This is a genomic window from Limnohabitans sp., assembly GCF_046052765.1.
GTDB lineage: Bacteria > Pseudomonadota > Gammaproteobacteria > Burkholderiales > Burkholderiaceae_C > Limnohabitans.
Genome location: NZ_JAVLFQ010000053.1, coordinates 1 through 21917, shown reverse-complemented (window position 1 = coordinate 21917; position 21917 = coordinate 1). Strand labels below are relative to the sequence as shown.

Sequence of the window (21917 nt, the reverse complement as noted above, 5' to 3'; positions counted from 1 at the left end):
TTGACGCATACCGCGTGTGACAATCGCCCGTATGTATGCATTGTTTGAAGAAGCCGGCAAACTCCACAGCGGTCGCGTGCTGTCCGAGGCCGACACATCCGCCCAAATTGAACTTGAATCCGGTAAGAGAGTCAAAGTCAAAGCCGCGCAGATGTTATTGCGATTTGATAGCCCCGCCCCTGCGCAATTGCTGCGGGAAGCTGCATCGCTGGCCAAAGACATTGAACTCGAACTGGCGTGGGAATTTGCACCCCCCGATGAATTTTCCTTCAGTGCGCTGGCCAGCGAATATTTCAGTGACAAAGCCAGCCTGACCGAACAAGTCGCCTGCTTGCTCAAACTCTCAGAGGCGCCCCATTATTTTCGCCGCGCAGGCAAAGGGCATTTCAAAAAAGCCTCCGCCGAAATCATTGCGCAAGCGCTGGCAGCCATAGAAAAGAAAAAGCTGTTGCAATTGCAAATAGAAAACTGGGCGCAATCCTTGGTCGATGGCCAATGTCCTGAACCGGTGCAAACCCAGCTCTACAAAATACTGTTCAAACCCGACAAGAACGCCGCCGAATACAAAGCCGTGGTGCTCGCCGCCAAACAAAGCCAACGCGCGCCGCTGACACTGCTGCAACAAGCCGGTGCCATCCAAAGCGCTTACGATTTTCATTGGCAGCGTTTTTTGTTTGACCACTTTCCCAAAGGGACTGGTTTTCCTGCGCTGCATGCACCTGCACTGCCGCAAGACTTACCGCTGGCGGATGTGCAAGCCTATTCCATCGACGATTCACAAACCACTGAAATTGACGACGCTTTGTCACTGCAAGGTTTGGGCAGCGGCACCGTCGTGCTGGGTATACACATTGCGGCACCGGCGTTGGCATTGCAACCAGGGGATGCTATTGATCAGGTGGCCCGTCAGCGTTTATCGACCGTCTATATGCCGGGTCACAAGATCACCATGTTGCCCGACAGTGTGGTGCAAACCTATACGCTGGATGCAGGCAAGGCATGTCCCGCCCTGTCGCTTTACGTCAGCTTGGATGAAGAAACACTGGACATCAAAAACTCGGTGACGCGTCTGGAACAAGTCCCCATTACCGCCAATTTGCGACACGATAAGTTAGACCACATCGTGACCGAGCGTTGGTTGACAGACCCGACTTTTGCTCACGCGAACCCCGCACTGGATGTTGATTTACCCCGTGCTGAGTTGTCGTTCATGCTCAAATTGGCACAGCAATTGAAAAGCAAGCGTGAACTTGTTCGCGGCAAACCCGAGCAATTTAACCGCCCAGATTTCAACTTCAAATTAGACAATGTCGAGGCTGACGGACCCAAGGGAGAAGAACCCGTGCATCTCAGTATTCGTCCGCGCGGCGCAGCATTAGATTTGATCGTGGCCGAGGCCATGATCTTGGCCAACAGTACTTGGGGCCAATGGTTGTCTGACCTTGGTGTCCCCGGTTTGTACCGCAGCCAAGCCAGTCTAGCGCCGGGTGTGAAAGTACGCATGGGTACTCGCGCTTTGCCGCATGCAGGCATTGGCGTTGCTTGTTATGCCTGGAGCACATCACCGTTGAGGCGTTACACCGATTTGGTCAACCAGTGGCAATTGGTAGCCTGTGTGCGCCAAGGCGCTACTGCTGCACTTGCCGCCCCTTTCAAACCCAAAGATGCCAGCCTGATGTCTATTGTTTCTTCTTTTGAAGACGCCTATAGCGCCTACAACACCCATCAAGGCACCATGGAGAGGTACTGGACTTTGAAATTTTTACAACAAAACCAAGTCCAGGAAATAGAGGCAACCGTCATCAAAGCATTTGCTGGCGAAGCGCCTATGGTGCGCGCCACAACCTTACCTTTGGTCATGACCTTGCAAGCAGCGCCCGCGCTAGAGCGTGGTGCAAATGTCAGGGTCAAAATCGGCCATATTGACACCATGGCTTTGGATGTCACAGCCAGTTTTGTGTGCGTGCTTGAAACATCTGCTGTGCCGGAAGAAGAGAATGGGGATGAAGAGCCTAATGCAGGTCCGTTGACTATCGCCATGGATATCCATGATGCGGACACAGACCCTGGATTACCCACAGCTGCAGACTGAACCCCGTTTCAACGCCATGTTCTTGACCATCACACCCATGCAAGCAGCCATCAGTCTGTCGGTAGCTTTTCATGCAGGTTTGCTGGTATTCAAGATCGCTGACCCGCAAGGCTTCGATCGCATGATAGCCCAAGCGCCACTCGATATCGTGTTGGTGAATGCACGCAGTCCAAGCGCTGCGCCTGATAAACCTCAGGCGCTGGCGCAAACCCATTTGCAAGGCGGCGGCGAAACCGCACAAGGACGCGCTCAATCGCCGTTGCCAGCATCTGAACGAAACCAAACCGGGCAAATAGATGATTCGGGCAAAGTCCCACTCATGCAGATGAAGCAACAACAAACTGCATTGCTTGCACAAATCAAACAACAACTGTCGGCCAACGCGTCTAAAGTCACCAGTTCCTTGGTTGCTTCGCTTGATCAGGATCAACAGCAACGGCAGTTACTCGACATGTTGGCTGAAATTGAAAAGCGTATCAGCGAGCAAAATGCCAGACCACGAACCAGGTACGTCAGCCCTTCCACAGCCCAAGTCAGTTATGCGGTTTACCATCATCAGATGCGCCGTTTGATAGAGGATCGCGGCACACGCTTTTTTCCTCAATCAAACGGGCAAAAGTTGTATGGCAGTTTGACGCTGGTGGTGACGGTGAATGCACATGGCAAAGTGATTTCCTCTGAACTGCTGAAAAGCTCAGGCAATCCTGCGCTAGACCTTGCGGCATTAGACATCGCGACGCACGCTGGACCCTTTGGTGATTTCACACGCGAGATGAAACTTGAGTTTGACCAGTTGGCCTTGGTGTCACGCTATACATTCAAGAGCAACAACACGGTGCAAGCCGATAACTTGGGGCCTTGAATATGCCGTCAGCCACCACTTCTTTAGGATTTGGCGCCATGCTGCGTCGCTGGTTACTGTTGGTTATTCTGAGCGGTCTGGGATTGCAGTTGTATTTTGTTACCCGCGTCATTGCCATGCGTTATGTGGATCCGCAGTCTTCTGCTTTTGAGCGTTCACAAATCATGCAACTGTTGCAATCAGAACAAGCATTCCGTTGGCGCCAACAATGGATGCCTGCCACGCGCATAAATACCTCGCTCAGCCGTGCTGTGATTGCTTCTGAAGACGATTTGTTCGCCAGTCACGACGGCGTGCAATGGCAGGCGATTCAAAAGGCTTGGCAACGCAATGAGAAAGCGCTGGCGCACACTACGGCCAATGGCAAGGCGCCTAAAGTCGTAGGCGGCTCGACCATCACTCAACAATTGGCTAAAAATTTGTTTCTCTCCGGAGAACGCAATTTTGTACGCAAAGCGCAAGAGTTGGTCATCACACTCGCGTTAGAAACTTTTTTAAGCAAGCAACGTATTTTGGAAATTTATCTCAACCATGTCGAATGGGGGAAAGGCGTATTTGGTGCGCAAGCCGCTTCCCAGCATTATTTTTCAAAGCCTGCTGCAGGGCTGACTTCCTGGGAAGCCGCGCGATTGGCGGTGATGCTGCCACGTCCCAAATATTTCGAAAAGTTACCTCAATCGCCTTATTTGGCTGATCGTGCACAAGTGATTCAAGCGCGCATGGCTGCTGCTGAGTTGCCATGAAAGTACTCGGCATTGACCCTGGCTTGCAAACCACTGGATTTGGCGTGGTCGATTTCACAGCTTCAAAACTCAACTACATTGCCAGCGGCACCATCCGCACCACGCATTTGCCGCGTGCAGATTTAGCTGCGCGCATCGGTGTATTGTTTGAAGGCATTCTCGAAGTGATTCATCGATACCAACCGGATGCCGCTGCGCTTGAAATTGTGTTTGTGAATGTCAATCCCCAATCTACCTTGCTACTCGGACAAGCGCGTGGTGCGTGTCTGGCTGCTTTGGTGCATCAACATTTGCACGTCGCGGAATACACAGCTTTGCAAATGAAAAAATCGATTGCTGGGCACGGCAAAGCGGGCAAGTCACAGGTACAAGAAATGGTCAAACGCTTGTTGAATTTACCTGGATTGCCTGGACCCGACGCAGCCGATGCATTGGGGCTGGCGATCACCCATGCCCACGCCGCACGTGGTATGGCTTTGATGCAGGATGCCGGCATGGGACGGGCCAAATCCAGCGGTATGTTGCGCGGCGGACGGGGCGGCTAAGAAAGATTTACCAAGCAGGTGCGAGTTTTGCCATGCCCTTAGGGGCCAGTTTTTCATCTTCAAAGCTGACCATCTCATAGGCTTGAGGACGACTGAGTAACTCTCGCAGCAACAGATTGTTCAAGGCATGGCCTGAACGGAACGCGCGGTAATGACCCAATAAAGGTCGGCCCAACAAATACAAGTCGCCCATGGCGTCAAGTATTTTGTGCTTGACGAATTCATCGTCGTAACGCAAACCATCGCTATTGAGTACCTTGTAGTCATCCATGACAATCGCATTGTCCAAACCACCGCCTAGGGCCAAGCCATGCGATCGCATGCTCTCTACATCGCGGGTAAAACCGAAGGTACGGGCACGCGCAATATCTCTGCTGTAGTGACCTGTGTCCATGTCAAACGTGACGGATTGACCAGTGGTATCCACAGCTGGGTGTTTGAAGTCAATCTCGAAACTCAGTTTGAAGCCATGGTGTGGAAATAAACCTGCCCATTTTTCTTGAGCGCCCTCGCCTTCACGAACCATCACATCTTGCAAGATACGAAAAAAACGCTTGGGCACGTTTTGTAATTCAATGCCAGCGGTCTGCAACAAAAAAACAAACGATGAAGCAGAGCCATCCAGAATAGGTACCTCTTCAGCAGTGATATCAATGTAGAGATTATCCAAACCCAGCCCACTGCAAGCTGACATCAGGTGTTCAACTGTGTGCACTTTGGCGCCATGCGCTTCAATGGTGGATGCCAACCGTGTATCGGTCACGCTCAAAGCGCTGACTGCAATATCTACCGGCTGCGCCAAATCGACACGGCGAAACACGATGCCTGTGTCAGGCGCAGCAGGTCGCAGCGTCAACTCGACGCGTTGACCGCTGTGCAGCCCGACACCGACGGCACGGGTGATGGTTTGAATGGTTCTTTGCTTTAGCACGGTTGCATTTTAATCAGCCTGCTTGCGCAAGAACGCAGGGATCTCGTAATTGTCCATACCCCCTGAAGACAATGCGTCAACTTTTGCGGCAGCTTGCGTTCGGTTGGTACGCCACACACTGGGCACATTGACATTGACGTCCGATCCATGGGTCAAGCCAACGGGTCGTTGTGTGTTGTCAGCACTGGCGCTAGATACGGGTGTCATTTGCACTGGCATCGCGTCTGCAGGATTGGCATACACGGCGTTGTCTGTACCAGTGCGAATCACTGACAATGGTGGTGCGATTCGACGACCTGCTTGGGCCAGACCCGTTGCAACCACTGTGACCCGGATTTGATCATTCAAAGTTTCGTCATACGCTGTGCCGTAAATCACATGTGCTTCTGGGGAAGCAAACGCCCGAATGGTGTTCATGGCTTCTTTTGATTCAGACAATTTCAATGCACCCTTGGCTGCAGTGATCAAAACCAACACACCTTTGGCGCCCGTCATATCCACGCCTTCGAGCAGCGGACACGCCACAGCTTGTTCAGCAGCGATGCGGGCGCGGTCCGGACCACTGGCCGTGGCAGTTCCCATCATGGCTTTGCCCTGCTCACTCATCACCGTGCGGACGTCTTCAAAGTCAACATTGACCAGCGCTTCCACGTTGATGATTTCTGCAATACCGCCGACAGAGTTTTTCAACACATCATTGGCAAACGAAAAAGCCTGGTCTTGGGTGACATCGTCACCCAGTACCTCTTGCAATTTTTCATTCAACACCACGATCAGAGAATCCACATTCGCTTCCAATTCGGCCAATCCGGCTTCGGCGTTGCTCATGCGTCTGCCGCCTTCCCAGTCGAATGGCTTGGTCACCACGCCGACTGTCAATATGCCCATTTCACGGGCCAGACGCGCCACTACTGGTGCAGCACCAGTGCCTGTGCCGCCGCCCATGCCGGCAGTGATGAAGACCATATTGGCGCCCAGTAAGGCTTCGCGAATGCTGTCGACCGCGGCCTCTGCTGCGGCCTGGCCGCGCTCAGGCTTGCTGCCTGCACCCAAACCGTTGTCACCCAACTGAATCACACGGTTGGCTGAACTGACTTTCAACGCTTGCGCATCGGTGTTGGCGCAAATAAATTCAACACCACGCACACCACTGTTGATCATGTGCTCGACGGCGTTACCACCGCCGCCACCGACACCGATCACGCGAATCTGGGTCTCTGGGTTGAAATCACTTTTTTCTATCATTTCAATATTCATCTTTTTTCTCCGAATTGTTTTGTGCAGTTGCCTTGATGTTTTGCTTATGGATGATTTTGTATGTGTCAAGTGGGTGGCGCTCCTCTGAGATAAGGTCGCCATCGGCGGCTCTTCAAACGTTTGGGCGGATCAAGCTGGTGGGCTGTGACGGGTTTGTTGTTCATGTTCAAAAGGTCCCCACCAACCAGTCTTTGACGCGTCCCATTGCCGTCTTGACTGAACCATTTTTTTGCGCCACACGAAATCCGCGCAATCTGGCCAAGCGGGCTTCTTCCAGCAAGCCCATGACTGTTGCCGCACGCGGGTGCGACACCATGTCAGAGAGTGCACTGCTGTAGCGCGGCACGCCTCTGCGCACGGCTTTGAGAAAAATGTCCTCGCCCAGCTCGATCATGCCGGGCATCATGGCGCTGCCGCCAGTCAGCACAATGCCTGACGACAATACCTCTTCAAATCCAGATTCACGCAGCACTTGTTGCACAAGCGCATAGATTTCCTCCACCCGAGGTTCAATCACGCCAGCCAATGCTTGGCGACTGAGCATGCGCGGGCCACGGTCGCCCAGACCAGGAACTTCCACTTGGATATTCGGGTCGGCCAATAACTGTTTGGCATACCCTGACTCCACTTTGATTTCCTCAGCGTCCTTGGTCGGCGTTCGCAGTGCCATGGCTATGTCACTGGTGATTAAGTCACCTGCGATAGGAATGACAGCGGTATGTCGAATGGCACCCCCGGTGAAGATGGCAATATCTGTGCTGCCAGCACCAATGTCCACCAACGCCACACCGAGTTCTTTTTCATCTGCCGTCAACACCGAGTAACTTGATGCCAAGGGATTGAGCATGAGTTGCTCGACGTCCAAGCCACATCTGCGCACACATTTGATGATGTTTTCAGCTGCGCTCTGTGCACCTGTCACGATATGTACTTTGGCCTCTAAGCGAATACCGCTCATGCCTATGGGTTCTTTGACGTCTTGACCGTCAATAATGAATTCCTGCGGCTCAACCAGCAGCAAACGTTGGTCATTGGAAATATTCACTGCTTTGGCGGTTTCCACCACACGCGCCACATCCGCAGCGGTGACTTCGCGGTCTTTGACCGCCACCATACCGTGGGAGTTCATGCCGCGTATATGGCTGCCTGTGATTCCGGTATACACACGCGTGATCTTGCAGTCGGCCATCAACTCGGCTTCTTTCAAAGCCATTTGTATGCTTTGAACCGTTGCGTCAATATTGACCACCACACCACGCTTGAGCCCGCTGCTGGGTGCGATGCCAAATCCCGCGAGTTTGAGTTCTGCCCCAGGTAACACCTCTGCCACCACTACCATGACCTTACTGGTTCCTATATCTAGGCCCACTACCAAGTCTTTGTATTCTTTAGCCATGACAACCTCTTTTTACTTACCTTGTTGCTGTTGAATCCAATGTGCTGACACCACGTAAACGCAGTGCGTAGCCGTTCATGTAACGCAAATCCGCTGATTCCAATGCTTGTGTTTGTCGACCGTAACGCTGACTGACTTGTGCCAATGTTTGTGTGAGACGGTTTACTCTCGCGATCACTTCGTCTTCACTTCCACGCCCGAGTTCAATTTGCGCTCCATTGCGAAAACGCGCACGCCAACTGCCTCTGCCGGTCAACTCCAAACTGTTGATGTTCAATTGCATTTTTTTGAACAGAGGGCCCAAGGTGGCAAACATATGCCAAACGCGCTCAGACTCGTTGTCAGGTCCAGATAAATGGGGCAGGTTTTCATTGTCCAGTTCACCAAAGTTGGCACTGAATACCTGACCTTGCTTGTTCAATAAACGTGAATCTGATTCAGATCCCCAATATGCCACCGGTTCATGTTCGTTGATTTCTACCCTCAAACGATTTGGAAACTCTCGCCTGACTACAGCTTGCCTGACCCAAGGCACATTCTCAAATGCCTCTCGCGCTTTGGCCAGATCCGTTGTGAAAAAACTGCCCTGTAAACGAGGCACGACATTGGCTCGCAATGTCACTTCGTTGTTATGTCTTATGTCGCCATGCACACTGATGCCGGTGATAGCAAATGCAGAATGACGCGCAGCCCACATCACACCCATGGCTGATACCAACAAAGCGCTGAGCGCCAGCATCATCAAACTGGTGATGTTCATCAACCTGATGTCCAAGGCAGTTTCCTGCTTGATCATTTGTCGTTGATAGATGGCGTCGCGTGCTTTCATTCTTGCCATGCCCCCAAGGGTGAATCCAAACGAGCTTGTTGCAATAAACGCAAACACAAGTCTGCGTAACTGATGCCTGCGGCTTTGGCTGACATTGGCACCAAAGAATGGCTGGTCATGCCCGGACTGGTATTCATCTCTAACAAAAAAGCTTTGCGATCACTCGCGCGGATCATCACATCGGCGCGACCCCAACCACGACAACCCAATGCGCGGTAGGCTGCCAGACTCAGGGCCTGAATATTTTTTTCCTCACTGCTTGGCAATCCACTTGGACAGTGGTATTTCACTTCGTCAGTGAAATATTTGTTCTGGTAATCGTAAGCACCATCGGGCGCAGCAATGCGCACCACGGGCAAGGCCACGGCGTTATCGCCTTCACCCAGCACTGGACAAGTGACTTCATCGCCTTGGATAAATGCTTCGCAAAACAGGTACGGATCAAAACCCGTGGCAACCGTTACTGCCGCATCTAACTGATGGGCATGTGACACTTTAGTCACTCCAATGGAGGAGCCCTCGTGAGGAGGCTTGACTATCAACGGCAAGCCCAGTTGGGCGGGAATCGCAGCCAATGCTTGCGGTGTTTGCTCAGAGGGTGGCAACCATAGGGACTCGGGAGTTGATAAACCCTCTGCCATCCAAATGCGCTTGGTCATGTGTTTATCCATTGCAATCGCAGACGACATCACGCCAGAGCCTGTGTATGCAATACCCATCAATTCCAACGCGCCTTGCACTGTGCCGTCTTCCCCGTGTCGACCATGCAATGCAATGAATGCATGGCTGAAACCCAGTTCACGCAACTGCAGCAAAGGCTGATGCGCCGGATCAAACCCATGCGCATTCACGCCATGCGATTGCAAAGCCTCAAGCACGCCTTGACCAGACATCAAAGAGACTTCTCTTTCAGCAGAAGATCCGCCCATGAGCACTGCCACTTTGGCGCTTTGTTTGTCAAATGTTGTCATGACTTCACAACCTTCAGCACAGTCTTGTCAGTACCGCCTGCCTGCGCCAGTAATTTCGCAGGCAACTGACCAATAGAGCCTGCACCCATACACATCAGCACATCGCCGTCCTGTGCTTGTAGACGCACGAGTTCTTCCAATTGCACGAGGTCTTGCGCAAACACCAATTCCTGTTGTCCGGCCACACGCAATGCATGCGCTAATGCACGGCCGTCTGCTGCAGCGATAGGTGTTTCACCGGCGGCATACACCTCTGTCAACCAGACCACATCGGCGAGTTGCAACACCCGTACAAAATCTTCAAAGCAGTCGCGCGTTCGGGTGTAGCGGTGCGGTTGAAATGCCAGCACCAATCTACGGCCAGGGAAAGCGCCGCGGGCTGCATCTATGGTGGCTGCCAACTCGACCGGGTGGTGTCCATAGTCTTCAATCAATGTGTAATGTCCGCCATTTTTGCAAGCAACCGAGCCATGGTGCTGAAAGCGTCTGCCTACACCTTTGAATTCAGCCAGTGCTTGCACCACAGCGGTATCTGGAATATTCAACTCAACCGCAATAGACACAGCGGCCAATGCATTGCGCACATTATGCAAGCCCGGTAAATTCAGATTGATGTGTAAGTCTGGCAAGGTGATGCCGTTGCTGCGAGACACCCGAAATTGCATGCGTGAACCCACCGCTTTGACATCATGCGCTCTGACTTGCGCATCCGCAGACAAACCATAACTGGTGATCGGTCTGGATACTTGGGGAAATATGCTGTGAAGAACTGGGTCATCTGCACACAATACCGCTGCACCATAAAAAGGCATGCGATGTAAAAATTCTATGAACGCTTGTTTGAGTTTGGCAAAGTCATGGCCATATGTCTCCATGTGATCCGCGTCAATATTGGTCACCACCGACATGATGGGATTCAGATTCAAAAATGACGCATCCGACTCATCGGCTTCAACCACGATGTATTCACCCGAGCCTAATTTGGCGTTGGCGCCTGCGCTGATGAGTCTGCCGCCAATCACGAAGGTCGGGTCCATGCCAGCTTGCGCCAACACACTGGCCACCAAACTGGTGGTCGTGGTTTTTCCGTGCGTACCCGCAATGGCTATGCCTTGCTTTAACCGCATCAACTCGGCCAGCATGACTGCGCGGGGAACCACAGGTATGAGTTTGTTGTGTGCTGCGATCACTTCTGGGTTATCGGCTTGCACGGCGGTTGACGTCACCACGGCGCCCGCACCTTCAATATGCCCTGCCGCATGGCCTACGCGGGTACGGATACCCATGGCTTGTAAACGACGCAAGACCGGACTGTCTGAAATATCTGAACCGGAAACGGTGTAGCCAAGGTTATGCAGTATTTCTGCGATACCGCTCATACCAGCACCGCCAATGCCGACAAAATGCACATGACTGATGGCGTGTTTCATACACACACCTCTTCACATGCCTGAACCACTTCAATTGCAGCATGGGTTTTACGCAAGCCATGCGCTTTTTCGGCGACTTGAAGCAATTGCGCACGGGAGATGTTTTGCAAGAAATCGGCCAAGCCCACTGCAGTCAGAGTGGCTTGCGGCATCAACCAAGCGGCGTCTTGATTGACAAGAAATTGCGCATTCAATGTCTGATGGTCATCCACTGCCAGCGGGAATGGCACAAACAAGGCGGCCACCCCGACGGCTGCGATTTCACTCACGGTACTGGCGCCGGCGCGGCAAATCACCAAATCGGCATCAGCAAATGCAGTCGCGGTGTTTTCAATGAACGGCAGCAACTCTGCTTGCACACCCGCTTGCGAATAGTTGTTTTGCAATTGACTGATATGCTTTGTACCCCCTTGATGAATCACCTGCGGACGTTGGTCTGGCGGTATCAAAGCCAGTGCTTGTGGCACGATGCTGTTGAGTACCTGTGCACCCAAGCTGCCGCCCACCACCAGAACCCGCAATACGCCACTGCGGTTGACAAATCGTTCTGCCGGGGTGGGTTGCTGCATGAACGCTGCTCGCATCGGGTTACCCACCCATTGGGCTTTAGGCAATACATCTGGGAAGGTGGACAACACTTTGTCAGCGATGTGAGCGAGCACCTTGTTGGCCAGTCCAGCGACAGAATTTTGCTCATGCAATACCAAGGGCTTGCCGCTCAACACACCCATCATGCCGCCGGGAAAACTGATATAGCCACCCAAGCCAATCACAACATCTGGCTTTATTCGGCGCATGACCTGCAGACTTTGCCAGAACGCCCGCAATAAACGCATGGGTAGCAAAGCAACTGTCAGCCATCCCTTTCCGCGCAAGCCCCCAAAGCGAACCGACTCAAAGACAAAACCATGCGGCGGCACCAATTCACTCTCCATGCTTGGGGCTGGTGCGCCTAACCAATGCACACGCCAACCCCTGCTACGCAACAGCTCTGCCACCGCCAGTCCTGGGAAAATATGTCCGCCTGTGCCTCCTGCCATGACCAAGGCCGTGCGCATATTCATACGCGACCTCCGTGCATCAACAACCGGTTTTCATAATCCACACGCAACACGATGGCCAAGGCTATCAGGTTGAGCAAAATGGCAGAGCCGCCATAACTCATCAATGGCAGTGTCAATCCTTTGGTGGGTAGTGCACCTAGATTGACGCCCATGTTGATGAACGCCTGAAAACCGATCCACACACCCACGCCTTGCGCCACCAAGCCTGCAAAAACCCGGTCCATGGCAATCGCTTGTCGCCCGATAAACATGATGCGGCGTGTCAACCACATGAACACCCCGATGACTATGACCACACCTACCAGTCCAAATTCTTCCCCTAGCACTGCGAGTAAAAAGTCGGTATGCGCCTCTGGCAACCAATGCAGTTTTTCCACGCTGCCACCCAAGCCAACACCAAATATTTCGCCGCGTCCGATAGCAATCAGAGAATGAGACAGTTGGTAACCTTTGCCTAAAGCGTAGTCAGCGCCGAATGGATCGAGGTAAGCAAAAATACGCTCACGCCGCCACGGGGACAATGCAATCATCAAACCGAATGCCACGACCAATATGCTGCTGATCAACAAAAACATGCGCGCATTGACGCCGCCTAAAAACAAAATTCCCATGGCAATGACTGCAATCACCAGAAACGCGCCCATGTCAGGCTCGGCCAACAGCAATGATCCGACGATGGCAATCGCCACCGCCATCGGTGTCACAGCTGCAAAAAACTTTTCTTTCACATCCATTTTGCGCACCATGTAATTGGCGGCATACAACAGCGTGCCCAACTTGGCCAATTCAGACGGTTGAAAATTCATGATGCCTAAACTGATCCAACGTCTTGCTCCGTTGACACTCTTGCCAATGAATGGCAGCACCACAGCTATCAGTAAAACGATAGATGCAATGAAAACCCATGGCGCTACTTTTTCCCAAGTGTCCATGGGGATTTGAAATACCAACAAGGCTGCAACAAAACCGATCAACAACGACAAGCAGTGTCTAACCAGAAACTGTGTCTGCCAGAGATTGCTGGATTGCGCTCCATCATTCAAAGCAATCGATGCCGAATACACCATCACCATGCCCCACATCAGCAAGCCGGCGATAGCCCATACCAGTGGCTGATCAAATCCTTTGATGCTGCCTGGCGCAGCCCCAGTGCGGGCAAACTCACGGCCATGTACGCGCACTGGCAGTGCATCCATGCCCTCCTTAGGTGGATTGCCAAACCATCGGCCGATGCGGTCAGACATACTGATGCTTTCGCTCATGGCTGACCCTCCAACATAGCGATGTCTTGCACAGCCAGCACAAAAGCCTCTGCTCTGGCGACATAGTTCAGGTACATATCCAAACTTGCACACGCAGGTGACAGTAAAACCGCATCACCCGTTTGGGCATGTTGCGCAGCGATCTCCACAGCTTGCGCCATATCCTTGGCATGTGAGCAGTCAACGCCATAAGCCTTTAGCGCTTCTTGCAGCAAGGGCGCATCACGACCGATCAGTACCACCGCGCGTGCATGGCGCTTAAGGGGATCTCCTAAGGGACTGAAGTCTTGTCCTTTGCCATCACCACCTAATATCACCACCAGTTTGCGCTCTGCCCCAAGGCTATTGATCGCCGCCACTGTGGCACCGACATTGGTGCCCTTGCTGTCGTCAAAGTACTCGATATCTTGGATCACGGCAACTGAAGTCAAGCGGTGTGCTTCGCCACTGTATTCGCGCAAGCCGTGCAGCATCTGCGCCAAGTGGGTACTGCAGGTGCCGGCCAAAGCCAAGGCTGCCAATGCATTCAAAGCATTATGCTGACCACGAATGCGTAAAGCATCTGCAGGCATCAAACGTTGAATCTGCAATTCTTCGTCCACGGCGCGACCACGCTTGCCGCCTGTATCTTCAGAAGGCATGGCGCGGACTAGCCAAGTCATGCCGTTCTCAGTGGACAAACCCCAATCGCCGGGGTGTTGCGGCTTATCTGCACCAAAGTGAATGCGCGCACGCGGCACTTCTTTTTTTCGACCTCTGTCCGCTGGCCACATGGCCAAGACCGCTGCATCGTTACGTGGCAATACACCTACCGCATGTTGACCGAATATGTTCGCCTTGGCTTTGCCATATGCAAGCATGTCACCATGCCAGTCCAGGTGGTCTTGCGTGAGGTTGAGCACGCATGCCGCAGTCGGTTCAAAATTGTCAACGCCATCGAGTTGAAAACTGGATAACTCCAACACCCACACCTCAGGTAATGCCTGCAAGTGTTGAGTCAATGTGTCGAGCAGCGCAGGGCCAATATTGCCAGCCACTGCGACTGTCTTGCCAGCACGCTGCATCAACAATCCAGTGAGTCGGGTGACAGTGGTTTTGCCATTGGTGCCTGTGATAGCTAACACCTTGGGTTGGTACGCTTGCTCGCTGTTTTTTAAATGCTCTAGTGCATGGGCAAATAAGCTGAGCTCTGTGCCACACCACAATCCTTTGGCTTGTGCAGCCTGCCACACAGCCGCAACCTCTGTCGGTGTCAATCCTGGACTCTTGAAAACGGCGCGTATGTCATTAGCTTCCAGCAGTGAGGCAGTAAATGGAGAATGCACAAACTCCACACCTGATTTTTCTTCTTTTAACGATGGCAAGCCAGGCGGTTGCTCGCGCGAATCGACCACAGTCACACGTGCACCCTGCAGCAAACACCAACGCAGCATAGACAGACCAGAGTCCCCCAGACCGAGGATAAGAATGTGTTGGTCTTGCAGTAACTTCATGGTCAGCGCAACTTCAAGGTAGACAAACCAATGAGGCAAAGCAACATGGTGATGATCCAAAAACGCACCACTACTTGTGTTTCTTTCCAGCCGGATTTTTCAAAATGGTGATGCAAGGGCGCCATCTTCAACATACGCCGGCCTTCACCGTATTTGCGTTTGGTGTATTTGAAGTAACCCACTTGCAACATCACCGACAAAGCTTCCGCCACAAAAATGCCACCCATGATGGCCAACACGATTTCCTGACGCACAATCACTGCGATCGTGCCCAGCGCTGCGCCCAGGCCCAGAGCGCCGACGTCGCCCATGAACACCTGCGCGGGATGCGTGTTAAACCACAAAAATGCCAACCCGGCACCGGCCATGGCCGCGCAAAATACCAGTAACTCACCTGCGCCCGGTATATGCGGGAAAAACAAATATTTGGAATACACGGCGCTGCCCGCCACATACGCAAACACGCCCAATGCAGAGCCGACCATGACCACCGGCATGATGGCCAACCCGTCAAGACCATCTGTCAAGTTGACTGCATTGCTTGAGCCAACAATCACCAAATAGGTAAGGATGACAAACCCCAACACGCCCAGCGGGTAACTGATTTCTTTAAAGAAAGGCAATAGCAAGCCAGCCTTAGGCGGCAGATTCACATCAAAGCCCGAGCGTACCCAGCTGTAAAACAGTTCGAGCACCCGTAAATTGCTCACCTCAGAAATACTGAACACCAGATAGAGTGCCGCTAACAATCCGATCAGCGATTGCCACAAGTATTTTTCTCGTGAACGCATGCCCTCTGGGTCTTTGTTGACGACCTTGCGCCAATCATCTACCCACCCAATCGCACCAAAGCCCAAGGTGACAGCCAGCACAATCCAGACAAAGCGATTGGATAAATCGACCCACATCAAAGTGGAGAATGCAATCGATAGCAAAATCAATACGCCGCCCATGGTGGGCGTACCCGATTTACTCAAATGCGCCTCGACGCCGTAGCCACGAATCGGTTGCCCTATTTTTAATGCGCTCAAGGTTCGAATCACTACAGGGCCTGCAATCAAACCGATCATCAATGCGGTCAATGCCGCCATCACCGCACGAAACGTCAGGTATTGAAACACCCGCAAATAACCATACTCTGGTGAATTGGCTTGCAACCATTGGGCAAGTGTCAACAGCATGAAGCCTCCTTGTGCGGTTGTTCAACTGCCGATATATGCTTGGCTTGCAACGCCTGCACCACACGCTCCATGCGCATGAAGCGAGATCCCTTGACCAGCACGGTAGAGACAAAAGGTAGCAATGCATCCACACGTTGTTGGAGTTCATCCATGCTGTGGCAATGCCATGCACCAGCGCATGCTTTGGCGGTGTGTTGGCTGAGTTCGCCCAATGTCAACACATGCTCTATGCGTTGATGTTGTGCATAGTTGCCCGCCTCTTGATGAAATGTCTCACCTTGTGTACCCACCTCGCCCATGTCACCCAATACCAACAAGCGCGGCGGCAGGGACTGCGCCAACACATCAATGGCAGCGTGCACAGAGTCAGGGTTGGCGTTATAGCTGTCATCAACCAAGGAAATGTTTTTACCCTGGAGTTGCAACACACTGAGCTTGGAGCGACCATTCACCGGTTCGAAATCGGCTAATCCTTGAGCGATGGCCTCCAGGGGCACGCCGACCGCCAAGGACGCTGCCACCGCAGCCATTGCATTGTGGATATTGTGTGAACCTGGCACACGCAATGACGCGTTTAACGTGCCTGCAGGTGTTGCTATGCTGAGTTGCCAATGCGTCTGCGACCATTGCGCTTGCAACAGATGAACCTGTGCATGCTGCCCAGCAAAATCTATGATGTGACGCGTGGCTGCGTAATCACGCCACAGCGCTTGGTACCCATCTGAAACTGGAAATACAGCCACACCTGTGGCTGGCAGTGCAGTGATGACGGCTCCATTTTCTTGCGCCACGGCTTGCACGCTGTGCATGAACTCCTGATGCTCACGTTGGGCGTTATTCACCAGTGCAACCGTTGGCGCGGCACAAGCTGCCAACTGTGCAATTTCTCCTGGATGATTCATACCTAACTCAAGCACAGCAACACGGTGATGCGCTCGCAAACGCAGCAATGTCAAAGGTACACCGATGTGGTTATTGAAATTGCCTTGGGTGGCCAAAGCATTTTCACCCTGCCAAGCATGCAATATGCACGACAGCATTTGTGTCACTGTGGTTTTGCCATTGCTTCCGGTGACCGCGATCAACGGCAGGTCAAATTGCGCACGCCATGCGTGTGCCAAGGTTTGCAAGGCCTTCAAGCTATCGTCAACCTCCAGTCCTGACAAACCTGCATTTGCCAAACCGCGAGTGGCAATGGCGACATGCACGCCGAGTGCTGGCAACTGCGCCAAAAAATCATGCGCATCAAACCGTTCACCCTGCAATGCAATAAACACATCGCCTGCTTGCACGCTGCGACTGTCTGTATGCACTCTGTGGATGAGCTGATTGCCATCGCCCACCAAGCGACTGCCTGGCAACCACTGATGGATTTGCTGCAAGCTCACATTCATCTGACTCATGGCTGCCCCCATCGTTGCAAAGCCAACAGCACATGGTCGGCATCCGAAAACGGCAGTTTGTGTCCCTTGACTTCTTGGTAAGTTTCATGGCCCTTGCCCGCGACAAGCACCACATCTTGCAAGTTTGCGTGCGCAATACAGTCGGCTATGGCATGGGAGCGGTCCAGTTGTACGCTGGCTTTATCCGGATATTGCATGCCCATCAACATTTGATTCACTATGTTTTGAGGGTCTTCGTGGCGCGGGTTGTCGCTGGTCAGGCACACCACGTCCGCATAGTTTTCTGCAGAACGCGCCATCGGTGCACGTTTGCTGCTGTCGCGGTCACCACCGCAACCCAATACACAATGCAAACGACCGCCTCTGGAATGTGCCCATGAGCGCAATGCCTGCAACGATTTGGTCACTGCATCTGGGGTGTGCGCATAGTCAACCACCACCGCCGGTGTGTCTGCTGTTCCAAATGTCTGCATACGTCCAGGCACGGGTTCTAAGTTGCGGCATGCATCCACTGCTTGTTGCAAACTGTGCCCTGCATCGCACAGCACAGCAATCACGCCCAGTAAATTCATCACATTGAATTCGCCCAGCGTTCGGGTCACCATTTTCACGCTGTCTGGGCCATGATTGACCAGAAATTCCATGCCTTGCGCATGGGTCTGAACATCACTGGCTTGAATGTCAGCGGTTGCCTGCATGGAAACAGTCCATACACGTGTCTGGCTGTCTTTCAAAAGCCTGGTGAGTTCGCGGCCTTTTTCATCATCGATGTTGACCACTGCGACTTGCAACCCAGGCCACTGAAACAGACTTTGCTTGGCTTGCCAATAAGCCTCCATGCTGCCGTGGTAATCCAGATGGTCCTGAGTGAAATTGGTAAAGATGGCGGTACGAATATGGCAACCGGATAAACGGTGCTCCATCAAACCTATGGACGAAGCCTCCATCGCGCAGGCCTGAACCCCATCGTTGACCCAACGTCGAAACTGCGTTTGCAACAGCAAGGGGTCCGGTGTGGTTAAACCTGTGCTGTGCAATGCAGTCGGATCACCCATACCCAAGGTGCCCACCACGGTGCAACGTTGCCCTGATCGACTGAGTGCTTGCGCCAGCCACCACGCGGTTGAGGTTTTTCCATTGGTGCCAGTCACAGCGGTCAAACTCAATTGTTGGCTGGGATGCTCGTAATAGGCATCTGCAATTGCACCGCTGGCCGCTTTCAATCCCAAATAACTGCCAATCGGCGCATCATGCAAGGCCAAATCGTTCAACGCTTCAAAAGCTTCCAGTCCATCGGCCTCGACCAGACAAGCGGTGGCGCCTTGTTGCAAAGCTTGCACCACATGTTGACGGGCATCCGTCTGCTGGCCCGCCCAGGCAAAAAACGCGTCACCGGTGCGCACACGACGGCTGTCAGATTGCAATTGCGCCATCACACGCGAACGCAGCCAGTGGGCTGCTTGCTCGGGACTGTGAATATGCTGCATCAAAACGACTCCGCTTCCGCTTTGGCCACGACCTGAGGCTTGACCGCCATATCAGGCTGAACTTCCAGCATGCGTAAAGTTTGTTGTACTGTCTGACTGAACACAGGCGCGGCCACTTCGCCACCAAAGTAATGTCCATTGCTGGGTTCGTCAATCATCACAGCCACCACAATGCGTGGTTTTTCAATCGGCGCCATACCGACAAAAAATCCACGGTATTTTTTTTCTGCGTAGTTTTTGCCTTCGAGTTTGTGGGCGGTTCCTGTTTTGCCGCCGACTGAATACCCCATGGTTTGCGCTTTGGGCGCGGTGCCGCCAGCGCCAGTCACCAAGTGCAACATATCGCGAACCTGGCTGGCATGTTGAGCGGAAATCACACGCACACCGACGAGTTTGTCTTGGTGCTTGATCAAACTGGTGGGAACCATTTCGCCGTCTCTGGCGAACATGGTGTAGGCCTGCGCCAGCTGAAACAAACTGGTGGATAAACCGTAGCCGTAACTCATAGTTGCTTGTTCCATGGGACGCCAACTTTTATAAGGTCGCAAGCGTCCGGCAACAGCACCAGGAAAAGGAACCTGTGGTTTTTGCCCGAAGCCTACTTGGGTATACATATCCCACATGTCTTTGGGCGGCATTTTCATGGCGATCTTGACTGTGCCAATATTGCTCGACTTTTGAATCACTTCCGACACGCTCAAAGTGCCATGCGGGTGTGCATCGGTGATGGTCATGCCATACATATTGACTTTGCCCGGTGCTGTGTCAATCAAAGTTTCGGGTTTGACCAAGCCCTTTTCCATGGCCAGTCCAATGATCAAGGGTTTCATCGTAGAACCCGGCTCAAAGGTATCTGTCAATGCTCTGTTGCGTAGTTGCGCCCCGGTGAGGTTGCTGCGTCGGTCAGGGTTATAGCTGGGGTAATTTGCCAACGCCAACACATCCCCGGTTTGTGCATCCAACACCACCACACTGCCTGCCGCGGCTTTGTTGAGCAACACTGCTTCGCGCAATCGCTGATATGCAAAGTACTGCACCTTGCTGTCTATGCTGAGTTGCAAGTCTTTGCCCTCTTCAGGGGGCACCAAATCTCCTATGCCTTCGACGACCTGGCCTTGTCCGTTTTTAATCACCCGTCGCGTACCGTTTTTGCCGCCCAGATGGGTATTGAATGTCAGTTCAACGCCTTCTTGTCCGATGTTTTCCACGTTGGTAAATCCGACCACATGCGCTGCTGCTTCACCTTGCGGATACATACGCTTGTATTCCATGGTGGTGTAGATGCCATGGATACCGAGTTCTTTGATTTTTTTACCTGTGGCGTCATCAAGTTGCCGACGCAACCAGACGTGTTTACGTTTCGTATCGCTGACCTTTTTCTGCAATTCGTTCAATGGCATGTCCAGCAACACGGCCAATTCTTTGAGTTGCTGCGTATCTACATCCATTTCCTCTGGGCTCGCCCAGATGCTGGGCATGGGCACACTAGAAGCCAGAATCAATCCATTGCGGTCCAGAATGCGGCCTCGGTTGGCGGGAATATCAAGCTGCCTCTCAAAGCGAACCGTGCCTTGTTTGATAAAAAACGCATTGCCCACCACTTGCACGTACACCGCACGAACCACCAGCCCGATGAAACCCAATGCAATACATGCCACGATAAATTGACTGCGCCAAATCGGCGTCTTGCTCGCCAGCAAGGGGTTGGTGGAGTATTGAACGCTGCGACTGCTCACTGCTGCTCCTTTTGAGCGCTGGCTGCTGCACTCTCTACAGAAGTGGTCTCAGGCGCGGCGTATTGGGTGATCGCAGGCGAAATGGTTCGCATATTCAATTGTTCATGCGCGATTTTTTCAACACGCAACGGTGTGGCTTGCGAGCCTCTTTCAATATCAAGTCTGTCGTATTCATTTTCCAAACGCTGCGCCTGTGCTTTGGCTCGGTCCAACTCTGTGTACAAGCGACGCGATTCGTACTGCGTACGCACCAGATACAGTGCACTGAACAAGACAGCCATCAACAGCACAGCAGCTACCCTGGTCATGCGAACTCCTGTGCGCTGGGCAAACGCTCTGCCACGCGCATGATGGCGCTGCGACTGCGCGGGTTGGCTTTGACTTCTTCGTCGGACGGACGTTGCCTTCCCAACGCACGCAACGCCAAGTCAGGAGCTACAGCAAAAGGTGTGCGCCGGTCATACACCTCACGCGAATGTTTGGCGATGAATTGTTTGACGATGCGGTCCTCAAGCGAATGGAAACTGATCACCACGAGCCGCCCCCCGGGTTCGAGCACATGCAAACTTGCATCAAGCGCTTGTTGCAGTTCGTTGAGTTCACCATTGATAAAAATACGAAACGCCTGAAAGGTGCGGGTTGCTGGGTTCTGACCGGGCTCGCGGGTTTTAACCACTTCAGCAACCAGCGCAGCCATGGCCAAAGTGGTGACAGGCAATTGCCCTGCATCACGCTTGGCAGTGATGGCCTTGGCAATGCCATTGGCAAATCGCTCTTCGCCCAGTTCACGAATCACCTGTGCGATTTGTTCGGTTTTTGCTTCTGCCAGCCACTCGTGCACGCTTTGGCCTCGGCTGCTGTCCATCCGCATGTCCAGGGGGCCGTCGTTGCGAAATGAGAACCCGCGTTGCGGGTTGTCGATTTGTGGCGAGCTCACGCCCAGATCCATCAACACGCCTTTGACGCTTCGGTGGGGCAATTGGCCCAGGTTCGCAAACCCTTGGTGAAGTATGTGTAATCTCGGATCGTTGAGCGCTTGTGCACTCTGTACTGCCTGTGGATCCTTGTCGAAGGCAATCAATTTTCCTTTGGGTGACAGACTGTCCAAGATGCGCTTTGCATGCCCGCCTCGGCCAAAGGTTGTGTCGACATAAGTGGCTTCGGCCTGGACGTCCAGCGCCTCGACCGCCTCCTTCAACATGACGGTGGTGTGTGCCCATTCAGTTGTTGCCATT

The 21917-nt window shown here is 52.9% G+C and carries 19 protein-coding genes; 4 read left to right on the top strand and 15 right to left on the bottom strand.

Annotation, left to right across the window (positions count from 1 at the left end):
• Positions 1 to 31 precede the first annotated feature (31 nt).
• From AC9UG7_RS06945 to ruvC, 4 genes are read left to right on the top strand one after another with little or no spacing between them, the layout of a single operon-like run.
• A complete protein-coding gene (locus AC9UG7_RS06945; RefSeq protein ID WP_509586072.1) occupies positions 32 to 2092 on the top strand; it encodes a ribonuclease catalytic domain-containing protein in 2061 nt (686 codons plus the stop codon).
• Positions 2052 to 2954, top strand: coding sequence for an energy transducer TonB (locus AC9UG7_RS06940; RefSeq protein WP_509585953.1), 903 nt, complete (start codon positions 2052 to 2054; stop codon positions 2952 to 2954). Before AC9UG7_RS06945 ends, AC9UG7_RS06940 begins: the two co-directional genes overlap by 41 nt.
• 2 nt (positions 2955 to 2956) lie before the next feature.
• A complete protein-coding gene (gene mtgA, locus AC9UG7_RS06935) occupies positions 2957 to 3697 on the top strand; it encodes a monofunctional biosynthetic peptidoglycan transglycosylase (RefSeq protein WP_509585951.1) in 741 nt (246 codons plus the stop codon).
• Positions 3694 to 4242, top strand: coding sequence for a crossover junction endodeoxyribonuclease RuvC (gene ruvC / locus AC9UG7_RS06930; protein WP_509585949.1), 549 nt, complete (start codon positions 3694 to 3696; stop codon positions 4240 to 4242). The genes mtgA and ruvC overlap by 4 nt, the downstream gene beginning before the upstream one ends.
• A 7-nt stretch (positions 4243 to 4249) precedes the next feature.
• Here the strand turns inward: ruvC and lpxC are convergent, their stop codons facing one another.
• From lpxC to rsmH, 15 genes are all read right to left on the bottom strand, one after another.
• Complete coding sequence (gene lpxC, locus AC9UG7_RS06925; RefSeq protein ID WP_509585947.1) at positions 4250 to 5173, bottom strand: UDP-3-O-acyl-N-acetylglucosamine deacetylase; 924 nt, start codon at positions 5171 to 5173, stop codon at positions 4250 to 4252.
• A gap of 9 nt (positions 5174 to 5182) precedes the next feature.
• A complete protein-coding gene (ftsZ, locus tag AC9UG7_RS06920; protein ID WP_509585945.1) occupies positions 5183 to 6430 on the bottom strand; it encodes a cell division protein FtsZ in 1248 nt (415 codons plus the stop codon).
• Between the two features lie 166 nt (positions 6431 to 6596).
• The gene (ftsA, locus tag AC9UG7_RS06915; RefSeq protein WP_509585943.1) at positions 6597 to 7826 is read right to left on the bottom strand and encodes a cell division protein FtsA; all 1230 of its coding nucleotides are present in this window, start codon (positions 7824 to 7826) and stop codon (positions 6597 to 6599) included.
• A 16-nt stretch (positions 7827 to 7842) separates the two neighbouring features.
• A complete protein-coding gene (locus AC9UG7_RS06910) occupies positions 7843 to 8664 on the bottom strand; it encodes a cell division protein FtsQ/DivIB (protein ID WP_509585941.1) in 822 nt (273 codons plus the stop codon).
• Positions 8652 to 9626 (bottom strand): D-alanine--D-alanine ligase, encoded by a 975-nt coding sequence (locus tag AC9UG7_RS06905; protein WP_509585939.1) that lies wholly within the window; start codon positions 9624 to 9626, stop codon positions 8652 to 8654. Before AC9UG7_RS06905 ends, AC9UG7_RS06910 begins: the two co-directional genes overlap by 13 nt.
• Positions 9623 to 11056 (bottom strand): UDP-N-acetylmuramate--L-alanine ligase, encoded by a 1434-nt coding sequence (gene murC / locus AC9UG7_RS06900; protein ID WP_509585937.1) that lies wholly within the window; start codon positions 11054 to 11056, stop codon positions 9623 to 9625. The genes AC9UG7_RS06905 and murC overlap by 4 nt, the downstream gene beginning before the upstream one ends.
• Positions 11053 to 12120, bottom strand: a complete 1068-nt coding sequence (murG, locus tag AC9UG7_RS06895; RefSeq protein WP_509585935.1) for an undecaprenyldiphospho-muramoylpentapeptide beta-N-acetylglucosaminyltransferase — start codon at positions 12118 to 12120, stop codon at positions 11053 to 11055. Before murG ends, murC begins: the two co-directional genes overlap by 4 nt.
• Positions 12117 to 13364 (bottom strand): putative lipid II flippase FtsW, encoded by a 1248-nt coding sequence (gene ftsW, locus AC9UG7_RS06890; RefSeq protein WP_509586070.1) that lies wholly within the window; start codon positions 13362 to 13364, stop codon positions 12117 to 12119. The genes murG and ftsW overlap by 4 nt, the downstream gene beginning before the upstream one ends.
• A 14-nt stretch (positions 13365 to 13378) precedes the next feature.
• The gene (gene murD / locus AC9UG7_RS06885) at positions 13379 to 14875 is read right to left on the bottom strand and encodes a UDP-N-acetylmuramoyl-L-alanine--D-glutamate ligase (protein WP_509585933.1); all 1497 of its coding nucleotides are present in this window, start codon (positions 14873 to 14875) and stop codon (positions 13379 to 13381) included.
• A gap of 2 nt (positions 14876 to 14877) precedes the next feature.
• Positions 14878 to 16056 (bottom strand): phospho-N-acetylmuramoyl-pentapeptide-transferase, encoded by a 1179-nt coding sequence (gene mraY / locus AC9UG7_RS06880; protein ID WP_509585931.1) that lies wholly within the window; start codon positions 16054 to 16056, stop codon positions 14878 to 14880.
• A complete protein-coding gene (locus tag AC9UG7_RS06875; RefSeq protein ID WP_509585929.1) occupies positions 16047 to 17459 on the bottom strand; it encodes a UDP-N-acetylmuramoyl-tripeptide--D-alanyl-D-alanine ligase in 1413 nt (470 codons plus the stop codon). Before AC9UG7_RS06875 ends, mraY begins: the two co-directional genes overlap by 10 nt.
• Entirely contained in the window at positions 17456 to 18946 is a 1491-nt protein-coding gene (locus AC9UG7_RS06870; protein ID WP_509585927.1) for a UDP-N-acetylmuramoyl-L-alanyl-D-glutamate--2,6-diaminopimelate ligase, read from the bottom strand. The genes AC9UG7_RS06875 and AC9UG7_RS06870 overlap by 4 nt, the downstream gene beginning before the upstream one ends.
• Positions 18946 to 20682: a peptidoglycan D,D-transpeptidase FtsI family protein gene (locus AC9UG7_RS06865; RefSeq protein ID WP_509585925.1), complete on the bottom strand. Its 1737-nt coding sequence runs from the start codon at positions 20680 to 20682 to the stop codon at positions 18946 to 18948. The genes AC9UG7_RS06870 and AC9UG7_RS06865 overlap by 1 nt, the downstream gene beginning before the upstream one ends.
• On the bottom strand, positions 20679 to 20990 hold the full coding sequence (gene ftsL / locus AC9UG7_RS06860; protein WP_509585923.1) for a cell division protein FtsL: 312 nt from the start codon (positions 20988 to 20990) through the stop codon (positions 20679 to 20681). Before ftsL ends, AC9UG7_RS06865 begins: the two co-directional genes overlap by 4 nt.
• Positions 20987 to 21916, bottom strand: a complete 930-nt coding sequence (gene rsmH, locus AC9UG7_RS06855; RefSeq protein WP_509585921.1) for a 16S rRNA (cytosine(1402)-N(4))-methyltransferase RsmH — start codon at positions 21914 to 21916, stop codon at positions 20987 to 20989. The genes ftsL and rsmH overlap by 4 nt, the downstream gene beginning before the upstream one ends.
• Between the last annotated feature and the right edge of the window lies 1 nt (position 21917).